This window comes from Frateuria sp. GZRR35 (genome assembly GCF_051900415.1).
Classification (GTDB): domain Bacteria; phylum Pseudomonadota; class Gammaproteobacteria; order Xanthomonadales; family Rhodanobacteraceae; genus Frateuria_A.
Genome location: NZ_JBHZGL010000007.1, coordinates 44,387 through 56,997, shown reverse-complemented (window position 1 = coordinate 56,997; position 12,611 = coordinate 44,387). Strand labels below are relative to the sequence as shown.

Below are 12,611 nucleotides of genomic sequence, written 5' to 3'. Positions count from 1 at the left end.
GGACCCGTCCATGAGTGAAATCAAGCGCTGGCTTAAGGGGCGGCGATTTTTTTACGTGTTGATGGGCTTGAAGTACTATTTGGGGAACAACTTCTTTGCCCGTTTTCCGAGCGAGTGGGTACGTCGCGCTTACATGAAACGGATACTTGGTGTTTCGTTAGGTAGCGATACACACGTAAGTATGCGGGTTTTCGTTACCGGATACCCGGCTCGGGCGAACCTGCGGATCGGCAACAACTGTGTTGTGAACAGGGAAACGTACCTCGATGGGCGGGTGGGCGTCATTATTGGCAACAATGTCAATATCTCGTTTCAAACGTGCATTCTGAGCTTGCATCACGACCACAACGAACCGACGTTTCCTGCCATAGGTGGGGCAGTGACGATCCACGACCACGTGTGGATCGGGGCGCGCGCAATCATTCTTCCTGGCGTGACCATTGGTGAAGGGGCCGTGGTGGCGGCGGGGGCCGTCGTCAATCGCGACGTGGCTCCGTACGAGGTTGTAGGAGGCGTGCCTGCTAAAAAAATAGGCAACCGTAACCCCAACATCCAGTACACGACTAAATTCTCCCCTTATTTTGATACCGACATCTTTGATGAAACCGCAAAATAGGAAGCAGGTGCTGGTGTTCATGTTGGCGCCGCCCTTGCCCGCCGTGGCAGGGGGGGACATCTATGCGGTCAACGCGCTGGCGCCGTTTACTGAGGAGATTGACTATCACCTTTTCTGCTTCGTCGGCGGGAACGAAGACGTCAGGAAGGTGGAAAGCCATCGGCATCTGTACAGGCAAGTATTCAAATCGGTGCACCTGGAAAAGCGCCCACTGATGCCGTTCCAAATGCCACGTGTGCGACGCGCGGTTCGCCTGTTTCGGCACGCGCTTCGTGGGCTGCCCTTCATTGATGCAAGCTATTGTAGTCGCTCAGCAGTGAGGGCGGCCCGGCGCATAGTTCGCAGGCATCGAGTGGATGCGCTTGAGATTAACTCTTCACATCTAGCGTTTTTTCGTAAGTTTCTGCATCGGCCCGCGTTACTGGTAAGTCATAATATAGAGTCCGATATCTTTCCTTTTTGGTTGCCAAATGGTTTGCATGGCTGGCGACTTCGATTCATGGAGTGGGTCGCGCGTCGCAGCCGTCATGCTGCCCATCGCGTAGAGATAGAGAACGGGTTTGGTTTTGCTGCCATGACGTTCATTTCCGCCAATGACATGCAGCGGGTCATGGCGGATGTGCCGAAATACCTCATGCCTCTCTATTTCAAGAAGGAGGGCGTGCCTTACGAGCAAAAGACAAAGGAGCGTTTCAATGTACTGTGGATGGGCGGTTTTGGGTGGTATCCCAATGCGGAAGGCGTTGGTTGGTTTGTACGAGAGATTTTTCCTGGCTTGAGAGAAGCGCTCGTTGCTAACAACATCGCCCTACATTTTTGCGGAAGCAATCCTCCGGATGAGCTCAGCATGTTGCACGATGGGACCCACGTATTCGTCCACGGTTTCGTGGAGGACATCGATTATATGTTGAGAGAAGCTCACCTATTGATCGTGCCTTTGCTATCAGGTGGAGGCATACGCGTAAAGATCGTCGAGGCGATGTCTTCGGGCGTGCCAGTTTTGAGCACCAGCAAGGGATGTGAGGGAATAGGGGCAGTTGATGGGCGGGACATCATCATTCGGGATGACCCATCTGCGTTCGGCAAGGAGATCATCCTGGCTGCGCAGGAGCCGGCCCGTATGCATGCTCTTTCTGTTGCCGGATTGCGCCTCATGAATGAGTGCTACTCCGAGTCTGCCAGTCTTGGTGCCAAGCGGATGGCCTACGAACGGGTCGGCGTACTCTGATGAGTTCCAAATCGATCAAAGTAACCGCAGAGGCGACGCAGCCCGCTGCCGTGTCCGTGCACTCAGTCGATAAGGTATTCAGGATATACGGCCAACCGGCTGAGCGGTTGATGCTACCCATCAAAAACCGCATCCGTCGATTTGTCGGTTTGGAGCCGCGATCGCCAAAGCTGTTTCACGCCTTGCGTGATGTCAGCTTCCAGATAGCGCGCGGCGAGACCGTGGGTATCATCGGCCGTAATGGTAGTGGTAAGTCGACATTGTTACAGATCATCGTCGGGACCCTGCAGGCCAACAGGGGCTCTGTACAGGTTAATGGCAGGATTTCGGCCCTGCTCGAGCTAGGTGCAGGCTTCAATCCTGAGTTTACCGGCCGTGAAAATGTATATCTCGCCGGTAGCATCATCGGTATCGGGTCGAGAGAAATGGCGGAACTGATGCCCGTTATAGAGAAGTTTGCGGACATTGGTGAATTTATCGATCAGCCCGTCAAGACTTATTCTTCAGGCATGTATGTGCGTCTCGCGTTTTCCACAGCGATACATGTGTCACCGGACATCCTGGTTGTAGACGAGGCGCTGGCAGTCGGAGATACCGCGTTCCAGACAAAATGTTTGACTCGTATCCGGAAGATGCAATCCGAAGGCGTGAGCATCATTTTGGTGACGCACTCGACCAACACGCTCCTCGAGTACTGCGATCGTGGCATTTATTTGCGCCAGGGCATGGTCGTGTTGGATGGGCCTTGCAGAGATGTCGTCAAACGTTATGCCGATGACTTGGTGGACGAAGAGGGCGGCGCAGTCATCTATGCAGACGAACATAGGGCGATGAGTGACCAGGCCGGCGCGGTACCTGCTACACGACCATCGCCGGCGACCTCGATCGAAACCACAACAGAAGCCGGCGTTGCGAGCGAAATTCTTTCCATAGAGTTGCAGGATGCGTCTGGAAGGCAACGTACGACATTCAGCTATGGGGAACGACTTGTAATTGTCGTGCGCATTCGTGTTCATCGATATATCGATTCCCCGTGTTATGGCGTGCAGTTGAAAAGCGTCGACGATATCGCGCTGTGGTCGGGAACTACCCAAAATATGCAGTTGGAAGTAGCGCCCACGGGCCCGGGGGAGTATGCGTTCCGGTGGGAGCTTGTGCTTGCCTTCACGGGAAATCGCTACATTGTTGCAGTAGGAGTTGGCGACATCGACAGTGGTGAGTATCACCGCCACGCACGTGTTCCCTACGCGGGACACGTCGATGTCTTGCCGCAACCGCATTCTGGCCACGGATGGCTGGCACCCATTCCGCTGTTCATACCCCTCGAAGGTCCATGACTATATGAATTTTGCCGGGACCGAATTCAATGCTTTGGCGGTAGGTTGGTATGGCGCGCCTAACGTCGGCGACGAGGCACTTTTGGCGGTACTGAAACGGCAGATTGCGGAGCTTGGCGGCTCACTGATGATCGCCAGCGCTGATCCCGCGATGAGTCGCAAGATGCACGGTATAGATGCTGTCGACTTCAATAATCTTGGCGAAATCGCCGGGGCGTTGCAGTGGGCAGACATTCTTATCATGGGGGGAGGCGGAATTTTTCAGGACCATCACCCGTTCCGGCAGCAGGGCTTGTACGACCCCGTTTTGAATGATATTGCGGCATACGCCAGGCCGATCCTCATGGCGCGGCAGTTTGGTGTTCCTGTGATTATCTGGGGGCATGGTGTAGGTCCGCTCGACAAGCCTGATTCGCGCGACGTGGTCCGCGAAGTTTTTGATATGGCCGCCGCCGTTTCGGTCCGGGATCCCGAGTCGCTCAGATTGCTACGCCAGATCGGGGTAACCAGAGAGGTATTGGTTGGCCCCGATCCCGGTTGGCTGTATGCGCGATCCTGTGCCAAGGGCGGTCCGGAGCAGCAGCCTTCAGTAAAAAGCCATCAAGGAAGGACCCTCGCCCTGGTTGTTCGCGAGTGGAGCCTAGAAGAGGATTGGAAAGACAAGCTCGTTGGCGCCATCAACAGCGTTGTACCGGATGGTTGGTCTGTGGAATGGGTTGCCTTTCAGGCGAATATTGGCGCCAGTGGCGCGACCTCGGACCTGGCGCTACTCGAAGAGTTGCGCTCGCGGGTGCCTGACTGGGCAAAGGGCACGCTGCTTACGCCTGCTACGCCCTATGAAGCCTGGACTATTTTGTCTAGTGCAGATGCGATCGTATCCATGCGGTTGCACGCCAGCATTTTAGGTTTGCTCGCGAGAAAGCCCGTCGCCGGCCTGGAATACGACGAGAAGATGTCGCAAGCGCACATCATGGCTGGGTTGCCGCCCGCGCTTAGGGTCGCTTTGCGCGACCCTGCAGAACACTATGCAAGGGCGCTAGCTACGCTGATGGGAGGACAGGAAACATGGAAACCTTCGGATGACCAAGTCTCCTCCTTGGAGGAACAAGCGATGGTCCATCTGAAGCTTCTCAGCTCGTGCCGGGCTATGCGAGCTGAAAAGAAGCAATGGAAGGCAGGCAACTATGATTGGCTCGGCACGTGGCTACAACAATCCCTTGGGGATCTGAGGGCGACAAAGGCGAAGAGTCAACTGGCGCACGAGCTACTCGACTATAGAGACATCATGTTGGCGGAGCGGGACGCACAGCTCGAGGCTGCCAGCGCAAGCATTCTCGAGCTGCGCGAACTGGCAAGGGGCTTCGAGGAGAATCAGCGCAAGCTGCAGCAAGCGGAGCACACGCACGAGACCTATCGAGCCATGATTGAAAGTGAGCTCAAAGAGGAACGCGAGCGTGGATCTATGGTGCGCAACCAGTTGGCCGAATCTCAGGAAAGACTTGAACTGCTCCTCGGCGACTTGACAAACAAGAATATCGTGTGCGATCGACAGCGGGAAGATTTGAAAATGTTGCAAGGGGAACTCAGTGGTCAAACGGACCAGATCATTGCACTCGGCGACCGTGCGCGGGCACTGCAATTGGAGCTGGAAGAAAGTGCAGACGAGCTCCTTCATCGTGATGCCTACATTCAAGATAAGGAAATCTACATTGCACAGTTGGTTTCGCGGGTAAACCATCTGGAGGGCGAACTGAGCGAGGTCAGACTCAAGGTCGCGCAAACGCAGCAGAAGTGGCGGCGTCTGACTGGCTTACTCTCGGTCTTACGTCGCGATGCCATCCGGATCGCGGCGGCACCCTTCAAAATCGCGGCCGTCTGGCGCCGCCATGGGCTGCGCGTGGCCACACAGCAGTTCCTCCGACGGATATCGACCTTTGGTCGGTCGCTTGAGAAAACGCAGGAGCTTGCGGTTGGCGCTGGAATAGAGACCGCCGATGTGCGCCCGGTCCGAGTCGAGCGCCTTCTGGTCATCGCCGGCTCCATGCAGGAGAACGGTTGGCCAACCCGCGCTGCGGCGCTCGCGGCAGCAGGCGACCGAGCGGGTTTTTTTGTGCGCGTCTGGCACGTAGGTGCCACGTCTGACCAAGAGGTGCCGCGTTCTTGCCAAGCCCGTTTGTTGACAAGCGATGCGGGCTTGCTGAGGGAAGTAACTGACACCACGACGCGAATCCTTCTGGCGGATCTTTCCGCACCGGCATTGGAAGTGGCCAGGATGGCCCGGGAGCGGGGGGCACAGATCATTCTCGATTTGTCCTCGGTCGACATGTCGGATGTCGTCGCTGAACAAATCGATTTCCTCAGGACCCTGGTCGATCGTGCGGTATCCCGCGATGGAGCGGGAACACCTTTCATAGCGGAGCTTGAAGTAGAGCGGCTGGCGGACGCTGGCGACAACGAGGAGTTTGATTCATACATGCGCTATCCCTACCCGCAAGAGTTCCGCAAGCGCCGACGAAACATTCTTCTGATTGCGGACGGCGTCGACGCAGGCTCCGTCGTCGATGAGCTGGCCCTTCATTTGCCGCACGACCATATCGTTGTCGATGGCGGACTCGTTGCTGATGGCCAACGCGCAATAGCGGTGACGTTGGACGAAGACCGACGCGCCAGCTTCTTGGCTGCGGCAGATGTGGTTCTGGTTGCCAATGGCGGAAGACTCGCTTCGCAAAAGACGTCCGCGCTGATCAATGCTGCTTTACTGCTCGAACGTCCTGTCATCACGGATGCATCGGTGGACGCAGGTCCATCGGCGAATCTTCATATTCTGGGTCAAATGCGGTGGTCGACGGCGATCAATTCTGTTGAGCCGCGCGAAGACTATCATTTTGTTTCGCGCAATTGCTGGCTCGGACGTGTCGAACAACTGATGCGTGGGGAGTTTCCATCCTCGGTCAGCGTGGTTGTGCTTATCCACAACAACCGTAGGATCATCGAGCGCTGCGTCTCTACCATGCTTGAGCATTGTGCCCCTTGGCTGCATGAGCTCGTCATTGTAGATAACCAATCTTCGGACGGCGGCGCCGATCTGGTGGAGCAACTTTTTGGTTCGCACCCCAAGGTCACGCTCTTGCGCAACACTGAAAACGGCTGCTCGTCCGGTCGCAACCTCGGCGTGAAGGCATCCACCGGACGGTTTGTAGCCTTTTTCGATTCGGATCAATGGTTGACCTCGCCGTCTTGCTTTGCCGAAGCCGTCCATATTCTAGAAACGGAGCCTACGGTTGGTGCCATCGGGTGGAATGCGGGCTGGTTCGACGCGTCTCGATCTGATCTGGGAGGCACCATTTCCGACTATGTGCCAAGAAGGGGCATGAATGCGTCGGCATTGGCAAAGGGATATCGCGACGACATAGGCTTTCTTGGCACCAGCGGCATGTTCATGAGGAAGGAGCTGTTTGAACGAATCGAGGGCTTCGATACTTTTTACGATCCGACATGCTTCGAAGACACCGATATCTGTTTCCAGATCAAGAAGGCAGGGTTCCGAGTGGCATTGCGCGATCTTGCCGGCATACGGCATCAGCCGCACCAAACAACCGGGGCGAGTGAGGGCAGCGAACGGTACAGAAAGCTTTTTATTCGCAATGCTGACTATTTTCGTCGGAAATGGTCCGGGTTCCCTGACTTCTTTGTCGATTACTCCGCTTGAACTGTCCGTCCGGGCTGTTGGAAGCTCCAACAAGTGCGACTGCCGCGGTAATGGATTGATGTAATCGGCGCAGGACAGTTGAAGTGAAGCCACATGCCGTTAAATCCCTAGCCTTGCAGGCGTTGCTCGCCTTCGCTCCCGGCCTTTATTTACGCTTTCTGCGGACCGGCCGGTTGCGAGGAAATACACGGAAGCTGCTTGCACTTCGTACGGATGCGACGCGACGTGATGGTCCGCCAAGGGTCCTGGTAATAGACAACGATTTCCCAGACCCAACGCAGGATGCGGGCTCGCGAGCGATATTTCATTTTGTCGAGCTTCTAGTAGAGCAAGGGACGCAAGTCACCTTCTGGGCGGGGTCGCGCTCCCCGTCAGCAAAAGGTCGAGCGCGCTTGTCTGAACTCGATGTCACCCTGGTAAGCCGGCGACGCGAGTGCGATCTATCCAAATGGCTCGGTTCGATGTCTGGCCCTATGCCGTTTGACGTTGCAGTGCTCAGTCGCCCGCTGGTCGCGGCCACCTATGGAACAGAGGTGAGATTGTTGGGGAGCGTCCGTTGCCTCTATTACGGGCACGATATTCATCACCGGCGGCTACTTGCGATGCGGCAGTTCGTCAATAATGCGGTATCCGCGTGGGAGCTGATGTGTCTGGCGCGAATCGAGCGAAAGATCTGGCGGGAGCAAGATATTGTTCTCTATCCATCCGCGGAAGAGGTGGAGTACGTAAACAGCTACAGAGCTCATATTGGGCTGCAGCCAAACGCTGCTCTACTGCCGCTGTGGAGCGTGCCATGCCTCCCACCAGGCGGCGCACCATCGCCTACCCTCCGCCGAGGGATGCTATTCGTAGGTAGTTACGGCCACGCACCAAACCTGGATGGTCTGGATTGGTTCTTCGGCGAAGTTCTCCCGCGCGCGCGCGCGATGGGATGCCGCGACATGGTGTACATCGTCGGCTCGGGCATGGAACGCTACTTGCCACCCACCAGTGACACTGACCTGAAGGTTCTCGGTTGGCTTAGCGAGGAGGCACTGAGATCCCTGTATGCGCGTGTCCGAATAGCGTTGGTGCCTCTCCGCTACGGCGGCGGAGTAAAAGGAAAACTTCTCGAGGCCATAGCCCATGGCGTGCCTTGCATTACCACCGCAGCAGGTGCACAAGGTCTCTCTGCGGCGAAGCCGGCGATTGAACCGGTGCGCGACGCTAAACAATTTGCAGACGAGATTATGCTCCTGACTGAGGACGACGACCTTTGGGCAAGAAAATCAGCGGCCGGTTTGAACTACTTGCAAGCGACATGCAGCAGAGCCGCGGTCAAGCGAAGTATCATGGAACTGATTCTGGGCAAGTAAGCCGGCGCAATCGGGATGCAGGACTAAAGTACGTTGGCGTCCGGACTGACGCGTTACGGGTAGTCCATCGGGGTCTTTGCGCTGCGGCGCGGAGTGTTGGGCAGACTGCAGATATAATGCAGCTGGTTCGAGCGGGTGGCGGTGATCATTCCTGCCTGAATAGCAATAAGGGTGGGACATGTTGACCAAATTTCGCGACTCCGTTGGTCCTTCGTTCACGCATCGCAGTGAGCTGACGCGTACGCTCTGGTTCTTTGCGCTGGCGTTGTTTTTCGTTTTGGTAGCGACGTTCATTGACGGCGCTTCAGATGTCCGTCTAGCTGCAGCGTTCCAGCGACCTTGGCCAGTTATCGCAAACGCGATCCCTGGTTTGTTACTCGCATGGCTTTTGCTCGTCCTGTCCAGGCGCGCGCTATTTTCTTTCTGGGTAGCCACCGTTGCCTATCTTGCGTTGGCAAAAGTGAACCAGATAAAGGTTGCCAACTTACAGACTCCGTTACTGCCACAAGACATAAGTTTTCTGCGGACAATAGATGCCAGCTCGATGCATCTATTCGGCGCTTATGCTGGATCTTTGCTGGTGGTTGCATTGGGTCTGGTCGCCCTCGTTGCGATAACAGTGCTGCTGTTCATCCTTGAGGCGCCGCTAATGGCGAGAGGATGGAAGGGCCGTGCAACGCCAACATTTCTCCTGATATGCGCATTACTGGCCTTCGGGCCTGTTGGCCATGTTTGGCGCCATCTGTATGGAGGGAGCTATTTCACGGTAGTCCCGTGGTCGCCATTGAAAACAAGTAGAAAGTCGGGTTTGCTCAATGAGTTGGGCGCATCCTATCTTGCGTACCGGGATGCTGGCAGGATCCCACCCCCGTCCGAAAAGGAGGCCGGCGAACTCCTGAAGCGCTATGCTGGACCAATCCGGGCAGGAATGGATACGGTCTCGGAGGAGGCTGCCCATCCGGACATAATCATCATTCAGAGCGAGGCTTTTTTTGACCCATCGGTCCTCAATCGGATCGAACGCCAAGAGGTGCTGACTCGCTTCCATGTGTGGCAGGCGCGTGGCGCTTCCGGGCGGCTACACGTACCTACGTTTGGTGGCGGAACCATCCGAACCGAATTCGAGGTATTAACCGGTATCTCGCTCAGAAGTCTGCCTTCAGTTGACTATCCCTATTTGCAGTTGTCTTACACAAGCCTTCGCGGCTTGGTAAGCAACCTCAACCAGCACGGTTACGATACCTATTCTATTCACGCCAACGGCGGGGGGTTTTGGAATCGCGAATCGAACTTTCAGGCCCTGGGCTTCAAACACCGGGTCTGGCGGGACGCGTTTTCGAAAAAGGCGAAATACGAAGGTCTTTATGTTTCCGATAAATCGATGACCGACCAGATCATCGATGTGTTGGATCATGGTAAATCAGATGCGCCACGTTTTATTTTTGCCATCAGTATCGAGAATCACGGTCCCTATGCAGCACAGCCTGGCATTAACTGGGCCGACTGGAAAGCTCTACGTTTGCCTGCGGGCCTCGACGATAAGACGGCCTATGATCTACGTAGCTACCTTTACCATTTGGATCACGTGGATATCGAGCTGGACCGGCTCCTGAACCATGTGATGGCCTCGCCCCGGCCCACCATGGTGGTTTTTTATGGCGACCACTTACCCTCTCTTGTGCCAGCCTTCGAGAAGCTGGGCTTTCGCGACGGTACCAACATGCTGCAGCAGACGGTGCCGTGGCTGATGATCGGCAACTTTGGCGATCTAGGCGTGCCGAACGGAGATATAGCTTCCTGGATGCTGCCGGGGATCGTGTTGCACGCAGCGGGCGTCAATGACGACGTTTTCCTTACGCTTAAACGAATGTTGCCTCGCGATCTGGCCAACCTTACTCATTCGCCATGGATAAAAGACGAAAGCCTGGCTCCGAAGCAGGAGAAGCTCCTTTCCCAATTGACGCAGATTGACAGGCTTCGCCTCGAGGGAGACTTCGTAAACTTGGCAGGGCTGGTGACGGACGGAGATGGCGCTTCCGTGCGGGTTACGGGCAGCGTGCTTGGGAGCTATATAACGCCTGATTTCCAAGTAGGCGGCGTCGGCAATACCTTTGCCGTGAATTCGCCCTTGTTTGCGAAGATCGATGTTGTGGGTAGCGCGACAGAATTGACCATCCAGGCGAGGTTGCAGGGTCCGAATCAAGTCGTTCTTCGGGAGGCCGGGACGCAGTTGAATTTAGACGGTATTGCAAGCGTCAACCTCGACCTCAGGGACGGCCGGCCACTTACACCCGGGTGGTATCAGTTGTGCGTACTGCTCAACGGAACGCAGGTAAAAAGTTACCGTGTTCAGATCACGGGAGCAGCATCCCCGCGTGTCACTACCGCGGCGCGGGAGTGACACGGTAGAACTGGAATTCTCATCCTAACTAGGCGATGGCTGCCTCGATATCGGGAAGGACATCAAACAGGTTGCCGACCAGGCCGATGTCGGCTATTTCGAAGATGGGCGCCTCGGCATCCTTGTTGATCGCCACGATGGTTCCGGCGTCCTTGATGCCAGTCAGGTGCTGGATGGCGCCTGAGATGCCGATGGCCATGTACAGCTCTGGCGCGATGATCTTGCCGGTCTGGCCGACCTGCATCTCGTTCGGCACGTAACCGGCGTCAACGGCCGCGCGCGAGGCGCCGACCGCCGCGCCGATCTTGTCGGCGAACTTGTAGATGATCTCGAAGTTCTCCTTGGAGCCCACGCCGCGGCCGCCGGAGACGACCTTGCTCGCGCTCTGCAGGTCCGGGCGGTCGCTTTTGCCCTGCTTGAGCTCGACGAAGCGCGTGTGCGAGGGCAACGCGACGTCCAGGTTCAGTGCCTCGACCGACGCATTGTTCGCGCCGCTGGCAGCGGCCGGCCAGGATGCGGTACGAATGGTCGCGACCACGGTCCGCGCCTGGTCCGCCTCGACCGTGACGATCGCATTGCCGGCATAAATCGGGCGCTTGAAAGTGTGGCTGCCCTCGACCGCCATCACGTCGCTGACTTGCGCCACGCCGAGCAGGGCGGCCACGCGTGGGGCGAGGTCCTTGCCGAAGGTGGTGGAAGGCGCGAATACGTGGCTGTAGCCGGCGGCAGCCTTGACCACCTGCGGCGCCAGCACGGCGGCCAGCGCGTGCGCGTTCTCGGCGCGGGTGGCGGTGAGCACGCGGGTCACGCCTTCGATCTTTGCCGCCTCGGCGGCGATGGTGTCGGCGTTGTCGGCCAGCACCAGCACGTCGACGGCTTCGGGCTTGACCGCCGTGGCGGCGCTGACGGCGCGCGCGGTGGAAGGATTCAGCTTGCCGTCCAGGTGTTCGGCGATGACGAGGATCTTGCTCATGTCTTCTCTCCTGTCCCGGCGTCTGCTTACAGCAGGCCCTTCTGCTTGAGGGTGGCGACCAGCTCGGCCGCGTCCTTCACCATCACGCCCTTGCTGCGCTTGGGCGGCGCGACGTAGTGGGTGGTCTTCAGGTGGTCGCCGCCTTCGACGCCGAGCGAGCCGAACTCGATCACGTCGATCGGCTTGGACTTGGCCTTCATGATGTCCGGCAACTTGATGAAGCGTGGCTCGTTCAGGCGAAGGTCCGTAGTGATGACGGCCGGCAGTTCGGCTTCGATCGTCTCTAGGCCGGCATCGACCTCGCGGGTCACCGTGGCCTTGCCGTCGGCGATCTCGACCTTGCTGGCGAAGGTGGCCTGCGGGCGGTCCCACAGCGCGGCAAGCATCTGGCCGGTCTGGTTGGCATCATCGTCGATCGCCTGCTTGCCCATGATCACCAGGCCCGGCTGCTCCTTCTCGACCAGCTTGAGGAACGCACGTGCAGCGGTGAGCGGCTGGATCGCGTCGGCGGTGGTGACGTGGATGGCGCGGTTCGCGCCCATCGCCAGGCCGTTGCGCAGGTGCGCGGTGAGATCGGTCGGGCCGATGCCCACGATCACTACTTCCTCGGCCACGCCCTTTTCGCGCAGGCGCAACGCTTCTTCCAGCGCGATGTCGTCGAACGGGTTGGCCGAGAGCTTGACGCCCTCGGTCACGACGCCGGTGCCGTCAGGCTTGACCTGGATGCGGACGTTGTAGTCCACCACGCGCTTGTAGCCGACCAGAATCTTCATTGGGGTTCCTCTTTGGTGCCGCAGCGTGAGCGACAGGGAAGGGACGTCAGTCCGCGATTCTAACCTGAGCGGCCAGACGCAGGCATATGCGGCAACGCGTGTGACCGATACCTGTCCCGAAAAGCTTTCGGCAAAGCTTTACGTGAGACACATCGCACGCTCGGACGACCTGCTGATGCAGGCCTAGAGGCGGCTCCGACACGTTTCCGTATTGGGATT

Annotated in this window: 8 protein-coding genes; 6 read left to right on the top strand and 2 right to left on the bottom strand. The window is 57.4% G+C overall.

All coding sequences use genetic code 11. The annotated features are described in order from the left end of the window. Nucleotides 1-10: 10 nt before the first annotated feature. The 6 genes from ACFWZ3_RS10020 (at nucleotide 11) to ACFWZ3_RS09995 (ending at nucleotide 10,646) form a co-directional block, all read left to right on the top strand. The gene (locus tag ACFWZ3_RS10020; protein WP_439707594.1) at nucleotides 11-616 is read left to right on the top strand and encodes an acyltransferase; all 606 of its coding nucleotides are present in this window, start codon (nucleotides 11-13) and stop codon (nucleotides 614-616) included. After that, nucleotides 600-1,844 (top strand): glycosyltransferase, encoded by a 1,245-nt coding sequence (locus ACFWZ3_RS10015; RefSeq protein WP_439707593.1) that lies wholly within the window; start codon nucleotides 600-602, stop codon nucleotides 1,842-1,844. Before ACFWZ3_RS10020 ends, ACFWZ3_RS10015 begins: the two co-directional genes overlap by 17 nt. Next, nucleotides 1,844-3,181, top strand: a complete 1,338-nt coding sequence (locus tag ACFWZ3_RS10010) for an ABC transporter ATP-binding protein (protein ID WP_439707592.1) — start codon at nucleotides 1,844-1,846, stop codon at nucleotides 3,179-3,181. Before ACFWZ3_RS10015 ends, ACFWZ3_RS10010 begins: the two co-directional genes overlap by 1 nt. Before the next feature lie 4 nt (nucleotides 3,182-3,185). Beyond that, nucleotides 3,186-6,890, top strand: coding sequence for a polysaccharide pyruvyl transferase family protein (locus tag ACFWZ3_RS10005; protein WP_439707591.1), 3,705 nt, complete (start codon nucleotides 3,186-3,188; stop codon nucleotides 6,888-6,890). Nucleotides 6,891-7,282: 392 nt separating this feature from the next. After that, entirely contained in the window at nucleotides 7,283-8,245 is a 963-nt protein-coding gene (locus ACFWZ3_RS10000; protein ID WP_439707590.1) for a glycosyltransferase, read from the top strand. A 178-nt stretch (nucleotides 8,246-8,423) separates the two neighbouring features. Next, a complete protein-coding gene (locus tag ACFWZ3_RS09995) occupies nucleotides 8,424-10,646 on the top strand; it encodes an LTA synthase family protein (protein ID WP_439707589.1) in 2,223 nt (740 codons plus the stop codon). A gap of 28 nt (nucleotides 10,647-10,674) precedes the next feature. Here the strand turns inward: ACFWZ3_RS09995 and ACFWZ3_RS09990 are convergent, their stop codons facing one another. Together ACFWZ3_RS09990 and ACFWZ3_RS09985 are read right to left on the bottom strand one after the other, a co-directional pair. Continuing rightward, nucleotides 10,675-11,619, bottom strand: coding sequence for an electron transfer flavoprotein subunit alpha/FixB family protein (locus tag ACFWZ3_RS09990; protein WP_439707588.1), 945 nt, complete (start codon nucleotides 11,617-11,619; stop codon nucleotides 10,675-10,677). Between the two features lie 26 nt (nucleotides 11,620-11,645). After that, nucleotides 11,646-12,392, bottom strand: coding sequence for an electron transfer flavoprotein subunit beta/FixA family protein (locus ACFWZ3_RS09985; protein WP_439707587.1), 747 nt, complete (start codon nucleotides 12,390-12,392; stop codon nucleotides 11,646-11,648). Nucleotides 12,393-12,611 lie beyond the last annotated feature (219 nt).